This window comes from Parabacteroides distasonis (assembly GCF_004793765.1).
In the GTDB taxonomy this organism is placed as follows: Bacteria; Bacteroidota; Bacteroidia; order Bacteroidales; family Tannerellaceae; genus Parabacteroides; species Parabacteroides distasonis_A.
Genome location: NZ_SRYM01000067.1, coordinates 1 through 19,886, shown reverse-complemented (window position 1 = coordinate 19,886; position 19,886 = coordinate 1). Strand labels below are relative to the sequence as shown.

Sequence of the window (19,886 nt, the reverse complement as noted above, 5' to 3'; positions counted from 1 at the left end):
TAACGAGGAGGTTTCAGTTTCCGATCTTATGTCGGCTAACACTGAGGCGCTGGCTGATTGCCTGAATGGGTGCGTAGAAAATGGTAATGGCTGTTATTGTAACGGTTGGTATCCCTGCTATGATGAATATAATGGGTGGTAATTTGAATTGGTATTATCTTATTTTTTCATAGATAATACTGTTCTAGATCTTGGAGGTTGAATAGATTTCAACCTCCAGATATTCTAGCACACAATTAGATGAATAAAACAAAGTCCCTTACATAGAAAATAGCATAAATTATGAACAAAGTTATATATCAATTCTTATTGATCGCTTTTTGTTTGGGTTGTTCTTCAAATCCAACGACTGAAAAGTATCAAGGCAAGAGAAACCAAATAATCAATATTCATAATCAGATAAAAGAGATTGTGATAGAGGATATTCTTATCAGTAATTTTACATCTGTGCAAATTATTGACAAATACTTATTTGTCACGGATTATAAATCAGCCAATGAATTAATACATATTTTTAATAAGAATGATTTTAAATATGTAACAAGCATAGGGTTTAAAGGGCAAGGCCCGGGAGAGATAACGAATATAGGTCATATAGCGGAAGATAAAGTGAATCGCAAATTTTATGTATCAGATCATGGTAAAAATAAAATTTTTAGTTATGACTTGGATAGTGCGACCACGGATCCTACCTATCTTCCTGTAGAGAAAATGAAAATGGGGGAAAAAGTATTTCCTGATAGATATGTATATTTTAATGACACGTTATCTATTGGTATAATTATTCAAGCAGGGAATAACGATTACCTTCCTGTTATAAGTAAGTTTAACATGTGGGCTGGTGAAATAACTCCGATGAGTTATTCTGTTAATCCCAAAGTTAAGAAGAAACGCATCGCTTTTGCGTTATCTCCCGAAAATGAGATCTATGTAGAATGTTATACTCCACATGACTTGATGACAATCTGTAGCCTTGAAGGAGAACTAAAATATAATGTGTACGGCCCTAACTGGGATACGGAAACAAATGGTAAGGATCATTTTGGTCCTGTGGTATTTTGCGGTAATAAGATAGTAGCCCTCTATTCCGGGGAGAAATCTTTTACAAATGAAAGGAAGTCCAATCTTCCTTCCAAATTTATGGTTTTCGACTTAGAAGGTAATTATCTAAAAACACTAGAGACTGGATATAAGATCGCAAATATATGCTATGATGAGGACAATCTTCGAATCATCATGAATATGGATGACACCATGCAATTCGCCTATCTAGATGTAGGGGACTTACTAAATTAATTAAAGAGCCATGACCCTATTATTTCGACATATATCCGGCCATCGGCCACTTGAACGCAAGCTTCGCTCTTGCGAATCAGTGGCGGGAAAGGCAGCATAGAGTTGTTTATTGCGCGGTAGAGGCCGGGCATAAGAAGCGGATAGAAGAGAAGGGATTTGAATGTGTCATGCTGGATTATCTTTTGGACTCCGATAAGCAAGAGCTGCGTGTGAAGGGGTTGCGTTTTATCCTGGAATGCGCGATCTCCGCGTTTACACAAGAAAGGGAACAGGCTTTTTTCCGGAGAGCGGCCGATTGGGAAAACAAGATCGCGGAACTGTCTCCCGATCGTGTTTATATGGATGCCCAATGTGCCATGCGTACGGCCTTGTACCATAAGTTGGGAATCCCTGTCGTATTCGTGGAGACCATGCCGCTGTCGCTTTTTGATCCGTGGGTGCCTCCTTTTACCTCCGGCCTTATTCCCAAGCGGACAAGTATATCCAGACTGGCGATACGTTGCGCATGGGAACGCATCGTGATAGCGAGAAGGATCAGGAATCGGTTTTTCTCCTTGCTGCTATGCAGACAAGACTATATTTCGTTGTATCGAAAGTTTTCTATTGAATGCGGTTTCCCTTTTGATGAGAAAGTGGATTGGAGGCGACCTTTTATAATAGGAATAAAAGAGAGTAGGATCCTCTCCATGACTCCCGCCAGCCTTGATTTTCCTCGTAAATATCCACCCGATTGCCAATACGCGCCCTCGAGGGTGGACTTGAATCGGGAGGATCCCGCGCTCAACCAACGATACATCCGGGTCATGGAGGAGGTTTGTTTGCTGAAACAGCGGTGTCCGGATACAAGGATTATCTATTGTTTCTCGAGTACCGTTATGGGGTTTGAGAAACGAGCTGAGATCCGGGGTATTCCATCTTCCGGGGTGATGTGTTTGCTATCAATCATAAGATACTCATGGCAGGAGACCGGATCGAGGACTCGCAAGACTCTCGTTATTGGGGCTTGTTGCCGGAGGAGTTTATCGTGGGCAAAGCTATCTTGATATGGATATCCATCAACCTGCGGACAAGGGAGATACGATGGGATCGTATTTGCAGGCCGATTGAATGAATCATTTCCATGAACGCAATCCGAATGATTGTCTATCGGCAGAATTACCCGCTTAATCGGTAAAAACAGCTCCTTTTTCTATTTCGGTTGCCCATGTTTTTTAGGTGATATAGTTTTGCTTTCGTAAAAAGATAGAAAATGAAAGCAATGAAACGATACTCTTTATTATTCGCATGTCTGTTTTTCCTCTGTGTAGGGAGTAAGGCACAAGAGCAACCTACCCAATGGACGTTGCGCGCTTGCTTGGATTACGCTTTGGAGCATAATATCCAAGTAAAGAAAAGCAAAGTGTCGCATCTTTCCGGTATAGAGGATACGAAACAGGCGAAAGCGCAGCTTTTCCCCTCCCTCTCGGCTTCGGTTACCCAAGGATTCGTGAATTATCCTTCAAGCGATGCCGCTACGAATAATAGCTATAGCGGTAATTATGCGCTGAACGCTAAATGGACGCTTTTTGACGGAGGGCAACGTGTACAGGCGATCAAGCAACAGGAAATACAAAATACCGTTGATGAGCTGGGGATCGAGCAAAACGAGGATGATATCCAAATCTCTTTGATACAGACCTATATGCAGGTTCTTTATGCGATGGAATCCGTTCGTATCAACCAAAATACGGTTGAGGTATCTACGGCGCAACGGGATCGTGCGGTGGAGTTGCTACGTGCCGGCTCGATCTCGAAAGTGGATCTGGCGCAGTTGGAAAGCCAGCTAAGTACCGATAAATATCAATTGGTCGTAGCCCGGACGAATCTGGACAATTATAAACTGCAATTGAAGCAATTACTGGAACTGGACATAACCGAGGAGATCGAACTGGTGATGCCGGAGCTTACGGAGAAAGATATCTTAAACCCGCTTCCGAGCAAGCAGACAATTTACAACACCTCTTTGGCCGTGATGCCGCAAATAAAGAGCAGTGAGCTGGCCGTGGATATTGCCGAGCTGGAGAAGAAAAAGGCGAAAGGTGCTTTCCTTCCTTCGCTCTCCATGAACGCCGGGCTGGGTACCGGCCATCTTTCCGGAACGGATTACGCTTTCGGTAGCCAGGTCTGGAATAGTTTCAACGAGAGCGTCGGACTGACGATCAGCATCCCTATCTTCAGTAACCGCCAGTATAAGACGGCCTATAACAAGGCGAAATACGCGATTACCACCAGCCAGTTGGAGTTGCTGAATACCCAAAAACAATTGCTGCAAACCGTGGAGGGGATCTATTTGGACGCTACTTCATCGCAGACCCAATATACCTCCGTTACCGAACGTCTGAGTTATGTGAAAGAAAGCTATAATTTGATTGATGAGCAATTCAGTCTCGGTATGAAAAATACGCTCGAGCTATTGACGGAGAAGAACAATTATCTGACCGCCCAGCAAGAGCAGCTACAAGCGAAATACATGGCTTTGATGAGCATCCAGTTACTGAATGTTTATCAGAAGAAGCCGGTAGCGGAGAATTATTAACCCACTAATGGATATATTTACTCCACTCTCTTTTTTAAAGGTTACCCTGCGACGGAAGTTGCGGGGGCCTTTTGAGCAAGAACAGAACGTAAAACAGAAATAAAACGAATCAGAATATGGACAAGAAGAAGCTAATCATGGGCGGTGTTGCCGTTATCCTCATCGCAGGGGGCGTGTTCCTTTTCACGGGCAAATCCTCGAAAGGCGGGATCAGGTTGGAGACCGCTAAGGTAGGGCGCAGCACGATCACGAACACGGTTACGGCCACCGGTACGGTAGAGCCTGTTACTGAGGTTGAGGTAGGTACGCAGGTATCTGGTATTATCGATAAGCTATACGCTGATTATAACGACGTGGTGAAAGCTGGCCAACTGATTGCCGAGATGGACAAGATCAACCTCCAAGCCGAGCTTCGTTCCGCCGAGGCGCAATTGGCGAGCAGCAAGACGGAGTTCGAGTATCAACAGAAGAACTATGCCCGTAGCAAGGTACTTCATGAGAAACAATTGATTAGCGATACGGATTACGAGACAGCTACCTATAATTACGAGAAGGCGAAGGCCGCTTACGACCAGAGTCAGGCCTCCATGGTAAAGGTAAACCGTAATCTGGAATACGCTACGATTACGAGTCCTATAGACGGCGTAGTCATCAATCGGGCCGTTGAGGAAGGACAGACCGTTGCCGCCGGCTTCGAGACCCCGACGCTGTTTACTATCGCCGCCGACTTGACGAAAATGCAGGTAATAGCGGATGTGGATGAGGCGGATATAGGGAACGTGGAAGAAGGTCAACGAGTTAGTTTTACGGTGGATGCCTACCCGAACGATCAATTCGAGGGCGTGGTTCGCCAAATTCGCCTAGGGGATAGCGAAAGCACCTCCAGCGCTTCTTCCAATACTTCTTCTTCTACAGTCGTTACCTACGAGGTAGTGATTACGGCAGATAATCCGGACTTGAAGCTGAAACCTCGTCTGACGGCGAATATCACGATTTATACGTTGGAACGTGCGAATATCCTGACCTTGCCGAACAAGGCGCTTCGTTTTATCCCTGAGCCCGCCCTTATGGAATCATTGGGTATGACGGTGACAGATCCGAACGTGGAGGTACAACCCGGAAAACGCTTGGTTTGGTTCCGTCAAGGCAATACCTTGATCCCGAAGCAGATTGCGGTAGGAACCAGTAACAACAGCGTGACTGAGGTAACCGAGGGCTTGAGTGAGGGCGATGAGGTGGCTGTAGATTTAGCGAGTGCTGCCGATATGCCAGAAGCGAGTGCCGGAGCGGAGCGGAGCCCCTTCATGCCGGGCCCTCCGGGAAGCAATAAAAATAAGAGATAATTTACGTCATGAAAGAAATTATCAGATTAGACAATATAAAACGAGACTTCCATGTAGGCGACGAGACTGTCCATGCCCTTCGGGGAGTGTCGTTCACGATCCTCGAGGGGGAGTTCGTGACGATCATGGGAACCTCTGGTTCCGGAAAGAGTACGCTGCTGAACACGCTGGGTTGCCTTGATACCCCCACGAGCGGAGAATATTACCTAGACGGGGTATCCGTGCGCACCATGAATAAGCGGCAACGGGCGACCCTCCGGAATCGTAAGATCGGATTCGTTTTCCAAAATTATAATCTGTTGCCGAAGACAACTGCGGTAGAAAACGTAGAACTCCCTCTCATGTATAACCCCGCCTATAAAGCGGCCCAGCGTAGGGAAAAGGCGATCAACGCCTTGATCGCCGTAGGCTTGGGAGAGCGTCTGATGCATAAAAGCAACCAGATGTCCGGCGGGCAGATGCAACGTGTGGCGATCGCTCGTGCCTTGGTGAACGACCCGGCGGTGATTCTGGCGGACGAGGCTACCGGTAACTTGGATACCCGTACCTCTTTTGAGATCTTGGTGCTCTTCCAGCGCCTGCACGCTGAGGGACGCACGATCATTTTCGTCACCCACAACCCGGAGATCGCGCAATATAGCAGCCGGAATATCACGTTGCGTGATGGTCATGTTACCGCTGATACGGTGAATACGAATATCTTGAGTGCGGCCGAGGCTTTGGCCTGCCTGCCCAAGAATGAGGATTAAGTGATAAATAGAAGTAACAATGAATACGACGAATTTACTAAAGATAGCTCTCCGGGCCTTGGCCAACAACAAGCTGCGGGGATTCCTCACGATGCTGGGTATCATCATCGGCGTGGCTTCCGTGATCACGATGCTGGCCATCGGTCAAGGCTCGAAACGGAGTATACAGGCGCAGATCAGCGAGATGGGCTCGAACATGATTATGATTCAGCCGGGAGCCGACATGCGTGGAGGAGTCCGTCAAGACGCCTCTGCTATGGAGACACTGAAGTTACAGGACTACGAGGATATCGTGAACGAGACCCGCTATGTCTCCGCCACCTCACCTTCCGTGAACAGTAGCGGTCAGGCCATTTATGGTGCCAACAATGCCCCGACCACTGTCTACGGTATCAGCCCGGATTATATGGAGATACGTCGATACGAGATGGAGGATGGCGATATGTTCAGCGATCAGGAAGTGCAGACCGCCGCCAAGGTGTGTGTGATCGGGAAGACGGTGGCGGATAATCTTTTCCCCGCCGGGGAGAATCCTGTCGGGCGGGTGATCCGCTTCCAGAAATTACCGTTCCGGGTCGTAGGCGTACTGAAAAGCAAAGGATACAACAGCATGGGAATGGACCAAGATGACCTGATCTTAGCTCCATACACAACTATTCAAAAAAAGATCTTGGCCATTACCCATTTGCAAGGTATAACCTGCTCTGCGCTCAAGGAAGAGTACACCGATCAGGCCATAGATGAGATATCGGAGATACTAAGGCGTAACCATAGGCTGCGGGAGACTGATGATGATGATTTTACAATCCGGAGTATGCAGGAGTTGAGTACGATGTTGACAAGTACGACGGATATAATGACGACGTTGTTGGCTGCGGTGGCCGGTATCTCTCTTCTCGTTGGTGGTATCGGTATCATGAATATCATGTACGTGAGCGTGACAGAGCGTACCCGCGAGATCGGTCTCCGTATGAGTATCGGTGCGAAAGGCATGGATATCCTGGCTCAGTTCTTGATCGAGTCTATCCTGATCAGCGTGACCGGAGGCTTGATCGGCGTACTTTTCGGTGTGGGGGCTGCCTTGATCGTGAACGCCGTGGCGCATTTCCCGATCTATATCCAGCCGTGGAGCGTGCTGCTCTCTTTCGTGGTATGTACCGTTACCGGGGTATTTTTCGGATGGTATCCCGCTAAGAAGGCGGCCCAGCTCGACCCGATTGAGGCGATACGATACGAGTAGGCTACTGGAGGACTTTTGGATGCCTTTCAATCTGCCATTTGCGTTACCCCGGGATTTGTTTATATTTGCGTGGTACTAATTAAGAGGATAATAATATGAATGACACACCACAATCCCCCCCTATCAAGGGGCTGGGGAAGTTGATACATATCTCGGGATGGGCGATTTTGTTCTGCTCCCCCTTTTTCTTCACGGGAAGGGAGTCGCAGGTCACGTTCGAGGGGTATCTGCGGAGCATCATCGTGCCGCTTTCTTTCATGCTCGTCTTCTACTTGAATTATGGGTGGCTAGTGAGGAGGTATTTGTTCAACCGCCGGACAGGGCGTTTCCTGTTGATCAACCTATTGCTTATCGGGAGTACGATGCTGTTCGTGTATTTCTGCATGCGCTATTTCTACCTTCCGGAGATGCATCATTCGACTCGTCCGCCCCGCCCATTGAACGAGACGGTGGGGTTCTTTGTGGTCAATGCCGTTATCTACTCCTTAGTAGCCGGCCTTAGCGTGGCGATCAAGATGACGGACGGATGGTACCGGGTGGCGGCTATCCAGCGGGAACTGGAGAAGGAGCGTGCCGAGGCGGAATTGCAGAACTTGAAAAGCCAGCTTAACCCGCATTTCCTGTTTAATACGTTGAATAATATCTATAGCTTGATAGCGTTCAGCCCGGAGAAGGCGCAGGAGGCGGTGCACGATTTGAGCCGCTTGCTTCGCTATGTCTTGTATGAGAGTAGCCAGCCTTTTGTCCCTTTGGAGAAGGATTTCGACTTCCTTCGTAATTATGTGGAGCTGATGCGTATACGGCTGCCCAAACATGTGGAATTGAAAACGAATATCGTTGCTTCTTTTCCGGGAACCTTGATCGCTCCCCTGCTGTTTATCTCCTTGATCGAGAATGCGTTTAAGCATGGGGTGAGCAATAATAAGCCGTCTTTCATCCATTTGGATATCCATCAAGAGGGGGTGGAGGTGGTTTGTATGATCTTGAATAGCTATTTCCCGAAAAGCCCGGATCAAGATAAAAGTGGTTCCGGTATCGGGCTGGTGAATCTGGAGAAACGCTTGGGCCTGCTCTATCCGGGACATTTTTCGTTCCAATGCGGTCGGGAGGGGGATAACTATCGTTCTTATCTATCAATTACCATAAACGAGACTGAGATATGAAATTGACTTGCGCTATTATTGACGATGAACCTTTAGCGGTTAGCTTGTTGGAAAGCTACGTCTTGAAAACTCCGTTTCTAGATTTACAGGGGACTTATAATAGTGCCTTGGACGCTCTTTCCGACTTACGGGATCGGTCGGTGGATCTGCTCTTTCTGGATATCCAGATGCCGGAGTTGAGTGGATTGGAGTTTTCCCGTATCTTGAACGGCGATACTCGTATCATCTTTGCGACGGCTTTCGATCAATATGCCGTGGATAGTTACCGGGTAAATGCGTTGGATTATTTGTTGAAGCCAATCAGTTATCCGGACTTCCTTGCCTCGGCTAATAAAGCGTTACGATGGTATGAGCTGCTCCGTAAGCCGGAGGCTTCGGAAGAGAAGGAAGAATCTGTGCTAGTCGTGGAGAAGGGGGAGATGGAGAGCATTTTCGTCAAGAGTGAGTATAAGCTGTTACAAATAGATTTGCGCAAGATATTATATATTGAGGGATTAAAGGATTACGTGAAGATATTCGTGGAGGATGAGCCTCGGCCAGTCCTTTCGTTGATGAGCATGAAAAACTTGGAGGATATGTTACCTTCGGATCGTTTCGTGCGTGTTCATCGCTCCTTTATCGTCCAGCTGGAGAAGATCAAGGTGATTGAGCGGAACCGGATTGTCTTCGGAAAGGAATATATTCCGATCTCCGACAATTATAAGCAGCATTTCCTAGAGATGATAGAGCGTAGATCGATCCTGCCGAAATAACCACCAGTTAGTTGAGCAACTGGAGCAATAATTTCTCTATCGCTATGGTCATGGAACGTCCGTCGCAAGCATAGTTGTTTACGAATAGGGCGATGGCATATTGCTTATCGCCTTTGTTTATATATCCCGCATATCCTTTTACTCGGCTCATGCTTCCACTTTTAAGACGAGCTTTTCCTTCGAGGGATGAGCCTTTTAAGAAGTTCCTCACAGAGCCTTCTACCCCCGCTACGGGCAATGACTCGTAGAAGGCTGTGTGTTGTTGTGAATAGGTTTTCATATAAATCAATAAATCAGCCATAAAAGCTGTTGATAACTTGTTGGTAACCGCAAGACCGCTACCATCGTACATCCAGACACATGAGAGATCAAGACCTTTCTTTTGCCAATGGTCCCGAAGCATCTGGATACCCCGGTTAAAAGAAGACAGAACCTCTCCTTTACGGGGGGGATAGCGTAGGCCGATCGTCTTGATTAAGGCGTCGGCGAATAAATTATGGCTGACATGATTGGTTACTTTCACGATTTCCCGAATGGTAGGAGAGTAAGTGGTGATAATCTCGGTTTGTTTACCGGGTTGCCATTTGTCGGTCTCCCGTAAGATACGGAAACAAGACGGTGATTCGCTGACCGTGATTCCTTCATGTTCCAATTGTCTAGTGAGATAATCCGCTAGGAAAAGAGCTGGGTCAGGAATATCCCCTTTGAGTGGATACCATTCCCGGTTAGCGGGGACAATTCCGTATAAATAACGATCCGTGGCGAATGGTGCCCCTACGATAAAAGAACTATCCGAAAATACTTGCTGGGCTGTTAAGTAATTATGGAAATGGATGCCGGATAATTCCGGTTCGGTTCCTTTCAACTTCGGACGGGTTCCGGGAGCCCCAGTTTGTAGCCCTAATTTATAGAGATTGTCGAATACGCAAAGCCCATAGCTTCCGGCTCCATAATAGCTGCCCATATCTTCGCCAACCCATTTAAAGGAAGTGCCTTCCGTATCAAATATGCTTTCATCAGCGATTACGGCACCTTGTATTTTATGAATACCCATCTTATTTAAAGCTGAGATCCATTCTTGTAGAAACCGTTTATGATCTGGGGCGAAATGCGCTGAGCCAAGGCTGGGATCACCGCTTCCCTTGATGTATAGATTTCCTTTTAACAAGCCCTTCTCGATGGAACCGTCGTATGCTAGTGTCGTGGGAAAGCGATAATCCTCGCCCAATATCTCCAAAGCGGTAGCGGTCGTAACCGTCTTCATGACCGAGGCTGGGGTTAATTGCCGGATTGTATCGTAAGCGAACACCGTCTCGCCACTGCTAACGTCTTTCACGATCAAGGAAAATGAGGCTCCTTCCATATAAGGCTTACGCAGGAATTGCTTGATGGGTTGTGGAACCTGTGCCCCTACTGAAAGATATAAGCAAGAAATGAGGAAGAAAAAGGATATTTTACGTATCATGGTGTTTATATATTCTACTTTATTCTATCTTTGTCGCAAGCAAAGATATGAAAATAATATGAATCCACTGTTTGACAAGCCTTTTACGTTTGACCGTGTAATACGCATAGTGTTCGGTATACTGGTCATCTCAGGGATTATCTATTTGATAGCCTTATTACGGAACGCTTTGTTACCTTTCTTGATCGCTTGGTTACTGGCTTATATGATGCAACCGTTTGTAAAGTTCTTCCAATATAAATTGCGTTTCAAGAGCCGTATCTTATCGATTATGGCGGTATTGGTGACTTTAGGGTTGTTGATAACGTTGCTGGTAGTCATGGTCGTTCCTTCTATAGCGGCCGAGGCGGATAAGACGCTAGAACTGATCCGCACACATGATCCCGGCGAAGGCCATGTCCCTTTGATCCCGCATGGATGGATGGAATATTTGGAAAGTAATGTGAACTTCGCCCGGATAATGGAGTTATTGAGTAAGGAAAATTTGTTGAAGGCGGTGAAACAGATAGCACCCCAGTTATGGTCGATCTTATCGAACACTTTCTCGATTCTATTCAGTATCACGATCGTGTTCGTGATCTTGCTTTATTTTATCTTTATCCTTTTGGATTATGAGAAGATCGCAAATGGTTGGATTGATTTGATACCGGAGCGTTACCGTCCGTTCCTGCAAGGTTTAGCTGAGGATGTGGAATACAGCATGAATCGTTATTTCCGAGGACAATCGCTGATCGCTCTCTCCGTGGGGGTTCTGCTTGCAATCGGTTTTAAGATCATTAATTTCCCGTTGGCGGTCACGTTGGGCTTGTTTATCGGCGTGCTAAACTTAATACCCTATATGCAGGCGATTGGTATCATCCCGATGATTCTATTGAGCTTATTGCGTTCGGCCGAGACTGGCGAGAATTTCTGGTTGATCTTTGGTATGGCTATTTTAGTCTTAGGCATCGTACAATGCATACAAGATTTATATCTTACCCCCCGCATAATGGGTAAGGCAATGGGATTGAATCCCGCCATCATCTTACTCTCATTATCTATTTGGGGAACGATCCTAGGATTTATAGGCTTAATAATAGCCCTCCCATTGACAACATTGTGCTTATCCTACTATAAGCGCTTTATCTTGCATGAAGATAATGAATTAGATCCCAGAAACCTTGCTCATCAACCTAAGCAAGAGAAAATAAATTCAGATTTAAGCACAAAAAAATAGCCATGCCTATTGCATATTAAAAAAATAGTCCTACCTTTGCACCCGAATTACGAAAGTAATGTACAGGATGATTCGCTAGCTCAGCAGGTAGAGCACAACACTTTTAATGTTGGGGTCCTGGGTTCGAGCCCCAGGCGGATCACCAAGAAGCTGGACAAAACCAGACAAAGAAAAGACAACTCCTACAATATCAAGGTATTGTAGGAGTTTTTTCTTTATATACTGTCCGTGACCGAAGACACGAAAAGGTCACTAAAAGACACACTTTCGTGACCAATTCGTGACCTGTCCACCCTCTAAGATTTTAGGTCACGGGATGTCCAAAATTGGCGGTTTATTGTCTTGATTTGTCCGTACTGCAAATATCTCATTTTCAGTTTATCAATTTAAGTTTGTAACTAAAAAAAAGAGATTATGAGAAGTACTTTTAAGCTACTCTATTTCGTCAAACGAAATGCAGTAAAGAAAAATGGTAACGCACCGATTATCGCACGTATCACTATTGACCAAGTTGTAGCCCAGTTTAACACCAAGCTGGAAATAAATCCGGCTCATTGGAGCGTGGAATTAGGCAAGGCTTCCGGCAGAACCGTAGAAGCCGTACACATCAATTCCATGCTGGAAAGTATTCGTAGCACAGTTCATCAACATTACCATGCGTTAATGGCGCAAGACGGATATGTAACCGCAGAACTGGTAAAGAACGCTTTTTTAGGCAAGATAGCAAGGGAACGGACTTTGATAGAGTTCTTCAAACAGCACAACGAACAGTATTTGCAAAAGGTTAAAATGAATACCACAGACAAAACCTACTCACGTTATGAACTGACAAAGAAACGGCTTATGGAGTTTATGAAGTTTAAATACTCCGTTTCCGATATGCTCATTAAAGATATAAATGTGGTATTCATTGAAGATTTCCTGTTGTATATCAAGAATAACTATGGGTGCAGCCATAATACGGCTATGAAGTTCGTACAACGTTTTCGCACAGTAGTAAACTTTGCCAAGAATACGGGTTTAGTGACTGCCGACCCTTTCGGGAGTTATCGGGTAAGGTTTGAACGTACCGATAGGGATTATCTGACTATGGAAGAAATTACCACCATTTACAACCACGAGTTTAGCACTAAGCGACTGGAACAAGTGCGTGACTTGTTTATTTTTAGCTGCTATACGGCACTTTCTTACATTGACGTATGCGAACTAAGACAAGAGGACATTCGCACCGGATTTGACGGTAATTTGTGGATTATACGGAAAAGACACAAAACGAATGTTACATCTACCGTCCGGTTGCTGGATATACCAAAAGCCATATTGGAAAAGTACAAAGATAAATTGCCAAACGGTAAGATTTTACCCATTATCAGCAATCAGAAAATGAATGATTACTTAAAAGAAATCGCAGCCATTTGCGGGAATTGAAAAGACCTTAACCTATCATGTCGCAAGGCATTCTTGTGCGACTTCGGTACTGCTTGCCAATGGTGTTCCCATTGAAACGGTATCTAAGATTTTAGGTCATACCAATATCCGGACTACTCAAATTTATGCGAGGATTACCGATTTGAAGGTAAGTAACGACATGGAAATGTTGGCTCAAAAGCTGGACGCTGCACACAGGATTGCCAGCCGATGAAATCATGTTATCGTCAGATAACAGCAAGGTGTGATTTGTGGCACACAAATCTGTTTTCCGTGCCGCAAAACACCTTGGGCAAATACACTCCGAAGTCGTTTGTCGATGAAAGAAAGCTATTTCCTAACTAAAGATTTTTTCGCTCGTCGGGACGGGTAGTCCCGCCCCTTGCCGCTGGGCGTTCCCCGACCGATGAGTTTATTTTTGTAATTCTGTAATCTTGTTTTATTGAAATATTGATAGCTTGATTGATTGAAAGCAAGATTTCAATATGGCAGGATTGAATGAAAACAATAAACCATTCAATATTGGTTGAAATACTGAATGGTTTATTTATCACATTGAAGCAATATAATACTGGCGAAAAGAAAAAACAAAAGTTTGTCATTTACTATCGTCTTCGTCCATTCGTTTGACTAAGCTGTCTTGTAAACGGCTAAGATATGCCGTCCGGTCTTTCTTCCGTTCTTTCATGGCAATATAGGCGGCATAATAATCGCCTAACTCCACTTGGAACACCGTACCGAGAAAGTTCATCATTTCTTTTATTTCCACGTTCCCATTGTTAATGTCACCCGAAGAAACAAGGGAATACCCCAATTCTATCAGAAAGACCTTTTTACCCGTGAAACGAAAAGGATATTTCAGACACTTTTGCAGGTTATCTTCTACTTGGGTATTGGTTTCCAGTTTTACCAGTCTTTTGTTCAGATAGATACGCAGCATTTCATTGGCTATGATTTTAGCCACCTTATAATCATACCCGGTTGAGAAATTCGGGTCTTTATCGAATTGTGCACTATCGGTACATAGGCGTAAATCAGACTTTCCACGAACAAAATAATATTCATCATACAAGGTCGAATGAGAGCGATAATATTGGTAAAAGTCCAAATTACGGTTAAAGAAGTAGGTCAGATTATCCAGTTCCCGATTGATATAACTTCTAATCACATCATCGCTACCATTAGGGCATTGTGTTTCTATCCTGTATATCTTATAGAAAAATAGCAGCCTGCCAAGAATTTCCGGTTTCTGTGTTTTGAAGAATGTAATTTCATCCTCTTTGGCTGGAAAAGAATAAGTTTGCAGTTTTGTTTTTAAATCATTGAGAACCGCCTGCAAACGATGTACCATTGAAAGAGAATTTTCGACAATATCATAACCATAGAGGTCTATCTCATCAATCTCTACATCTATTTCTGATAAAATGTTTTCTAAAAGCTCTTTCATCTTTTCAAAATCTATAATTAACAATCAAATATTTATCTTATTCGAGATAAGAGAAAGCCGGACATGGACGATATAGAATAGAACACATTCTTAGCATTATGACTTTCTAATGTTTCGCTTTGTGAAATACTCCATGCGGCAGACAAACATTTCACATTCGCTTTCTGACACTCTTTTATATCCGAAACCGTATCTCCAATATACACGATTTCATCTGCTGACAAATGATAAGTATGCAGCAATTCTTCCAACGCTTCCGATTTGATATTTCTTTCCGCATTTCCAGTAACGGCCTTTGCAAAGCAACTTTCCATACTGAATTGCCGCAGTGTTATATCGCAACTTTTCGCTCCCTTACCGGTAATAAGCACTACTATAATGCCATTTTGCTTCAATAAGGTTATCAGTTCACGTATTCCCTCAAAAGGTTCCGGGCACATTGTTTTATGTAATGTTTTATAGATTAGATAAAAATCGTGCAACGCCTGTTGCTGATATGCTTCATCAACCACACATCTTATCATGCCTTCTTCATTCAGTCCAAATGTCTGTACTACTTCCTCGTCCGACAATTCACGTCCGGCATAGGGTTGTGTGGCTTCCTTAAAAGCCTGTATGCACATCGGCAAGGTATCGCCTATTGTACCATCCAAATCAAAAGCGACTAATTTAATCATGGCTATGTGAAGTATTGATTTTCCGAATTACCCTACATGGATTTCCTATGGCAAGACTATTTGACGGAACGGATTTAGTGACAACACTTCCCGCCCCGATGACACTTCCCCGACCAATGGTAACACCCGGCAGGATGATAACACCGCCACCAATCCAGCAGCCATCCTCAATGGTTACGGGCAAAGCATACGTGTGGCGAATATATTCTATACCATTTTGTTTTTCTACGGGTTCTAAACGTTCGTTCAGTTCCACCGGATGAGTAGCAGTATAGATTTGTACATTTGGAGCTATCAATACATTGTTTCCGATTGTGATTTTGTTGCAATCCACAAAGGTACATCCGGTGTTTATGCTGACATTGCTTCCTATACGGATATTACAACCATAATCACATATAAAAAAATGCCCTACCGAAACCTTTTCGCCAACGCTTTCAAACATTTCTTTCAATAATGCATACTTTTCCTCTTTACAATCATACGGCAATGAATTGTATTTCAGCAACAATTCATACGTCTTTCTTTTAAACTCCATAAAGACGGGAGCATGACAATCGTACCATTCGCCCGACAAGCATTTTTCCAATTCTGTTTTCATACCTACTCATGATAAAAGTTACTACTATCTTTCTATTTGTGGCAAAGTTATACATATTTATAAAATAAAATCTGTATTCTTTTTCTCTTTATTTGTATCTTTACACCTAAATAGCAGATTACATAAAATGAACAGGGAAAATCTACACCAACCGTTTGAAATTAGTTTCAGTGAACTGGACGAGTCGCAATTAAAGGAACATGACCATACGTTCTTTGAATTGGTCTATATTCTATCAGGTACAGGTGTTCAGTGGATAAACAATAATAGGTTTCCTTATCATGACGGACATCTTTTTATGATTACTCCCGGCGATATACATTCGTTCGACATTCATACTACCACAAAGTTTGTTTATATAAAATTCAATGACATCTATATTCATTCAGCAGTCTTCGGTGCGGAAAATATCCAACGGTTAGAGTTTATATTACAACACGCCAATCATCGCCCCGGCTGTATCTTACGCAACCAAACCGACAAGTTGCTGGTAAAACCTATGATAGAAGCGATTGTTCGTGAATACTTGAACAAAAAGATATATAGCAGTGAAATTATTACGCAGCTAATCAATACAATCGTGATTGTTGTCGCCCGTAACATTGCTTTGTTCCTACCTGAACAGATAGACGAGAATTCAGAAGAAAAGTCACTGAACATATTGCAATACATCCAGTCGAATATTTGCTATCCCGAGAAGATAAAAGCCAAAACGATAAGCCAACATTTCGGCATTTCCCCCAATTATCTTGGGAGATATTTCAAAAAGCAGACCAATGAAACCATGCAGCAATATATATTCAATTATAAAATGCAAATGGTGGAAAGCCGTCTTCTACACAGCGAAATGAGAATTAGTGAAATAGTAGAAGAACTTGGATTTACAGATGAAAGCCATTTGAACAAGCTATTCAAGAAATACAAAGATTGCAATCCAACTGATTTTAGGAAGAAGTATCGGATTTAATAGGGCTATTTTTTAGTGCAAGGTGCAAGTATATATCTATATATATAGCTTGCACCTTGCACTAACCTTAGAATGTTTATTTTCAACGGTTTGCATAATCCAAAAATAATGCGTACATTTGAACCCAAGATGTTGGCAGACAGACACCGGACAACAGCAGACAGTTTTTAAGGACTAAAGCGTGACGGATGCAAAGTCGAAATTTCTGAAAGCACTGATATTGAGGAAGAAATAACGTTTGGTTCATAACCCAGGCGGATCACAAAAGAAAAGCCAAAAGGTGACAAGAAAAAGACAAGGGGGGTGTGTCAAAACTAAGGCACATCCCCTTTTTGTGTTGCGAAGCATAAAAATCAAAACAGTAAAAGCTTGCGTTATCCATAATAAAAGTCGTCCTTTGTGTCGTTGCTCGTTTTAAGAGAAATCAAAACAGGGAGTGACAGATCGACCAAAGGTGCCTGGACTATGCGCATGTTTAGCTTGGCTATGGTTGGCCAGGCTTTTTTTATACATTGTAATAACAAGCAATAGATAAAGACCAAAACGATAACTATGCGTAAAGGCGTGTCCTGTGGCAGGGATGCGCTTTTTGCAAAAAAGGGGGGCGTGTTAAAATATATGCGTGCCCCTTTTTATGCACAAAGCCCGGACTTTCACAAGCCCGGGCTTTGTTATTACCCAAAGTTTTTGTATCTTTAGGCATAAGATCTTTCATTATGGCAAAGTTACATTTTCGTCCTTACATACCCAACCAAACGGTTCTTTTTCCCGGAAGAATTGATGAAAACATTGCGGCGAACGATCCGGTCCGCATAGTCAACACTGTCGTTGATAATCTGTGTCTTGACAGTTTCAAAAAACTCTATAAGGAAACGGGCCGTTGTCCTTATCATCCGAAAATGAAGCTTAAGGTGATTGTCTACGCCTACATGAACAATACCTATTCGTGCCGTAAAATAGAGAATCTTCTCTTGCGTGACATTCATTATATCAGGCTTGCCGGTGGTGAGCATCCGGATTTCATTACCTCAACCGTTTCCGTAATCGTGTAAAGGAGGAGATAAATAATGTATTTACCCAGTTGGTTCTTGTGCTTGCCGACAAAGGTTTCATTAGTCTTGACGTGGAGTATATCGACGGCACGAAGATTGAGTCCAAAGCCAACAGGTATACTTTTGTCTGGCGCAAGACGGTAGAGAAAAACCGTGCGAGGTTGCAGGATAAGATCCGTATCCTTCTCAAGCAGGTGGATGAAACCATTGTGCGGGAGAACCCCGTAAAGGATACCTCGGTTGGGTTTACTCCCGCCATGCTCTCAGATATAGTGGGTGAACTTAAAGAAGCCCTGGAGCATCAGCCAAGAACAAAGGAAAGCCCTCCGTAAAAAGAAGAAACCACTCAAGGAACTTGAAGGACACCGTGACAAGCCTGCGGAATACAACAATCACCTGGATACTCTCGGAGAACATAACTCCTATTCCAAAACCGATCCGGATGCCACATTCACGCGCATGAAAGAAGACGCCATGAAGAACGGGCGGACCAAACCCGGCTATAACCTGCAAACAGGAACCGAGAACCAATTCATCACAGACTTCCGGCTGTTCCCAAATCCTACCGATACACTGACTCTCATTCCTTTCCTCCATTCCTCCGGGCACCGCTATGATCGCTTACCTGCTATCACTGTGGCAGACTCCGGTTACGGCTCTGGGGAAAATTATCGGTTCATGAAGGAGAGGGGGATAGAGGCCTTTGTCAAGTACAATTTCTTCCATAAAGAGCGACGCCCTCATTATGCACCCAATCCCTTCCACGCGGAAAGTCTCCATTACAATGCTGAAGAGGATTATTACGTTTACCCTATGGGACAGCACATGAGCCGTACAGGAACCAGACATGACAAAACGGCAAGCGGATATATGACCGAAAGCGCGGTGTGAAGCACAAAGATGCGAAGGGTGTCCTTCGCGTGGTAGTTGCTTTACGGGGGGGAATCGTATTATAGAAGTCAACCACCGGTTAAACCGATACAGGCTTCAGGCACGCCAAAGGTTGCTCTCCGAAGAAGGCGTCAGGCATAGGGGCAGACGCTGTGTAGAACCGGAGGCGGTGTTTGGACAAATGAAATACAACATGGCATACCGGCGGTTCCGGCATATCGGACAAGACAAGGTTACGATGGACTTTGCCTTCTTAGCTATATTTTAATATTAAAAAGATGTGTGCTAAAGCTGCTAAATTTATGTTTATGGGGCGATTTATAACCCCGTACAATTGGAAAATAGCAACTTGTTTCCAAATGAATGAGAAAAAAGCGGCATAGACAAAAGAAAATATCTTCGGAATGTAAACTATGAAAAAAGGGGATGTGCCCTGTTTTGACACATTTCCCTTTTTTATTACCCTTTGGCAACCTTGACCGCCACGAAAAGGGCTCAGTAGAAGTTTAATGGGGATACGCATATAATTTTGCTATTCTAAAATAACGAGAGTTCGATATAATCAGAAAAAATTTGATTGATTCAGTCAAAATTGCACACAGATTCTTTTCTGTTGAAGAACATAAAAACAAAATGGAAAAAAGCTTGTTTACAATGGAATAAACAACGTCCTTTGCATTGTTACTCGTTTTCTGAGGTATTGCGGCATGGAGAGTGGCGAACAACGAAGTAGACCTTGGCTATACAAAGGAGTATGAGCTTGGCGATTTTGAGCCGGGCTTTTTTAATTTGTGAACTTTTATGACATTATTATATGCCAGTACTTTAACTATGACGGAAAGCGTATCCTGCTAAGGGGTGCGCTTTTTCGCCTGTATGGCCTCTCTTCTCAGGAACGGCCAAACTGTTAAAGCCCTGCCAGTCCATTGTTTTTTTAGAATATAAAATTTCCGTATATCACTTTATTATTAAGTAGTTATTCATAATTATTTCACCTATGTCGAAATTACATTATCTTTGCCTC

At 43.9% G+C, this 19,886-nt stretch carries 14 protein-coding genes, 1 tRNA gene and 2 pseudogenes; 13 read left to right on the top strand and 4 right to left on the bottom strand.

From position 1 onward, the window contains the following. The first annotated feature begins 282 nt into the window (after nt 1-282). From E5342_RS17120 to E5342_RS17085, 8 genes are all read left to right on the top strand, one after another. Complete coding sequence (locus tag E5342_RS17120; RefSeq protein WP_121737275.1) at nt 283-1,296, top strand: 6-bladed beta-propeller; 1,014 nt, start codon at nt 283-285, stop codon at nt 1,294-1,296. A gap of 955 nt (nt 1,297-2,251) precedes the next feature. Beyond that, a complete protein-coding gene (locus E5342_RS20235) occupies nt 2,252-2,407 on the top strand; it encodes a S26 family signal peptidase (RefSeq protein WP_121737278.1) in 156 nt (51 codons plus the stop codon). A 147-nt stretch (nt 2,408-2,554) separates the two neighbouring features. Further along, a complete protein-coding gene (locus E5342_RS17110; protein ID WP_135959895.1) occupies nt 2,555-3,871 on the top strand; it encodes a TolC family protein in 1,317 nt (438 codons plus the stop codon). A 116-nt stretch (nt 3,872-3,987) separates the two neighbouring features. Beyond that, nucleotides 3,988-5,214, top strand: a complete 1,227-nt coding sequence (locus tag E5342_RS17105; protein WP_121737279.1) for an efflux RND transporter periplasmic adaptor subunit — start codon at nt 3,988-3,990, stop codon at nt 5,212-5,214. Nucleotides 5,215-5,222: 8 nt separating this feature from the next. Then, the gene (locus E5342_RS17100) at nt 5,223-5,963 is read left to right on the top strand and encodes an ABC transporter ATP-binding protein (protein ID WP_121737280.1); all 741 of its coding nucleotides are present in this window, start codon (nt 5,223-5,225) and stop codon (nt 5,961-5,963) included. A gap of 19 nt (nt 5,964-5,982) precedes the next feature. Beyond that, nucleotides 5,983-7,203 (top strand): ABC transporter permease, encoded by a 1,221-nt coding sequence (locus E5342_RS17095; protein ID WP_121737281.1) that lies wholly within the window; start codon nt 5,983-5,985, stop codon nt 7,201-7,203. Nucleotides 7,204-7,298: 95 nt separating this feature from the next. Further along, a complete protein-coding gene (locus E5342_RS17090) occupies nt 7,299-8,366 on the top strand; it encodes a sensor histidine kinase (RefSeq protein ID WP_121737282.1) in 1,068 nt (355 codons plus the stop codon). Further along, nucleotides 8,363-9,118 (top strand): LytR/AlgR family response regulator transcription factor, encoded by a 756-nt coding sequence (locus tag E5342_RS17085; protein ID WP_135959894.1) that lies wholly within the window; start codon nt 8,363-8,365, stop codon nt 9,116-9,118. Before E5342_RS17090 ends, E5342_RS17085 begins: the two co-directional genes overlap by 4 nt. Nucleotides 9,119-9,125: 7 nt before the next feature. On the opposite strand, the gene dacB is transcribed toward E5342_RS17085, so the two are convergent. After that, nucleotides 9,126-10,583, bottom strand: a complete 1,458-nt coding sequence (gene dacB, locus E5342_RS17080; RefSeq protein WP_135959893.1) for a D-alanyl-D-alanine carboxypeptidase/D-alanyl-D-alanine endopeptidase — start codon at nt 10,581-10,583, stop codon at nt 9,126-9,128. Between the two features lie 58 nt (nt 10,584-10,641). On the opposite strand from dacB, the gene E5342_RS17075 reads away from it, so the two are divergent. From E5342_RS17075 to E5342_RS17065, 3 genes and pseudogenes are all read left to right on the top strand, one after another. Next, the gene (locus tag E5342_RS17075) at nt 10,642-11,799 is read left to right on the top strand and encodes an AI-2E family transporter (protein ID WP_121737286.1); all 1,158 of its coding nucleotides are present in this window, start codon (nt 10,642-10,644) and stop codon (nt 11,797-11,799) included. Nucleotides 11,800-11,868: 69 nt separating this feature from the next. Continuing rightward, nucleotides 11,869-11,944 (top strand) — tRNA-Lys (locus E5342_RS17070). A 269-nt stretch (nt 11,945-12,213) separates the two neighbouring features. Further along, a pseudogene (locus E5342_RS17065) lies at nt 12,214-13,441 on the top strand (site-specific integrase). A 384-nt stretch (nt 13,442-13,825) separates the two neighbouring features. Here the strand turns inward: E5342_RS17065 and E5342_RS17060 are convergent. Genes E5342_RS17060 through E5342_RS17050 form a run of 3 tightly spaced genes read right to left on the bottom strand, consistent with a single transcriptional unit; the run spans nt 13,826 to nt 15,952 of the window. Beyond that, nucleotides 13,826-14,674, bottom strand: coding sequence for an RteC domain-containing protein (locus E5342_RS17060; RefSeq protein ID WP_055217601.1), 849 nt, complete (start codon nt 14,672-14,674; stop codon nt 13,826-13,828). Nucleotides 14,675-14,706: 32 nt separating this feature from the next. Beyond that, the gene (locus tag E5342_RS17055; protein WP_118295912.1) at nt 14,707-15,351 is read right to left on the bottom strand and encodes an HAD family hydrolase; all 645 of its coding nucleotides are present in this window, start codon (nt 15,349-15,351) and stop codon (nt 14,707-14,709) included. Further along, on the bottom strand, nt 15,344-15,952 hold the full coding sequence (locus E5342_RS17050) for a sugar O-acetyltransferase (protein WP_055217599.1): 609 nt from the start codon (nt 15,950-15,952) through the stop codon (nt 15,344-15,346). Before E5342_RS17050 ends, E5342_RS17055 begins: the two co-directional genes overlap by 8 nt. 127 nt (nt 15,953-16,079) lie before the next feature. Here E5342_RS17050 and E5342_RS17045 point away from each other — a divergent pair, with 127 nt between their 5' ends. Then, nucleotides 16,080-16,919 carry an AraC family transcriptional regulator gene (locus E5342_RS17045; RefSeq protein ID WP_055217598.1) on the top strand — a complete coding sequence of 280 codons (840 nt, stop codon included), beginning with the start codon at nt 16,080-16,082 and terminating at the stop codon, nt 16,917-16,919. A gap of 716 nt (nt 16,920-17,635) precedes the next feature. Beyond that, nucleotides 17,636-19,245, top strand: a pseudogene (locus tag E5342_RS17040) (IS1182 family transposase). The last annotated feature ends 641 nt before the right edge of the window (nt 19,246-19,886 follow it).

Bases quoted from the DNA above. Each gene is read 5' to 3' on its own strand.
- E5342_RS17120 (WP_121737275.1), top strand. From the start codon at position 283: ATGAACAAAGTTATATATCAATTCTTATTGATCGCTTTTTGTTTGGGT.
- E5342_RS20235 (WP_121737278.1), top strand. From the start codon at position 2,252: ATGGCAGGAGACCGGATCGAGGACTCGCAAGACTCTCGTTATTGGGGC.
- E5342_RS17110 (WP_135959895.1), top strand. From the start codon at position 2,555: ATGAAACGATACTCTTTATTATTCGCATGTCTGTTTTTCCTCTGTGTA.
- E5342_RS17105 (WP_121737279.1), top strand. From the start codon at position 3,988: ATGGACAAGAAGAAGCTAATCATGGGCGGTGTTGCCGTTATCCTCATC.
- E5342_RS17100 (WP_121737280.1), top strand. From the start codon at position 5,223: ATGAAAGAAATTATCAGATTAGACAATATAAAACGAGACTTCCATGTA.
- E5342_RS17095 (WP_121737281.1), top strand. From the start codon at position 5,983: ATGAATACGACGAATTTACTAAAGATAGCTCTCCGGGCCTTGGCCAAC.
- E5342_RS17090 (WP_121737282.1), top strand. From the start codon at position 7,299: ATGAATGACACACCACAATCCCCCCCTATCAAGGGGCTGGGGAAGTTG.
- E5342_RS17085 (WP_135959894.1), top strand. From the start codon at position 8,363: ATGAAATTGACTTGCGCTATTATTGACGATGAACCTTTAGCGGTTAGC.
- dacB (WP_135959893.1), bottom strand. From the start codon at position 10,583: ATGATACGTAAAATATCCTTTTTCTTCCTCATTTCTTGCTTATATCTT.
- E5342_RS17075 (WP_121737286.1), top strand. From the start codon at position 10,642: ATGAATCCACTGTTTGACAAGCCTTTTACGTTTGACCGTGTAATACGC.
- E5342_RS17060 (WP_055217601.1), bottom strand. From the start codon at position 14,674: ATGAAAGAGCTTTTAGAAAACATTTTATCAGAAATAGATGTAGAGATT.
- E5342_RS17055 (WP_118295912.1), bottom strand. From the start codon at position 15,351: ATGATTAAATTAGTCGCTTTTGATTTGGATGGTACAATAGGCGATACC.
- E5342_RS17050 (WP_055217599.1), bottom strand. From the start codon at position 15,952: ATGAAAACAGAATTGGAAAAATGCTTGTCGGGCGAATGGTACGATTGT.
- E5342_RS17045 (WP_055217598.1), top strand. From the start codon at position 16,080: ATGAACAGGGAAAATCTACACCAACCGTTTGAAATTAGTTTCAGTGAA.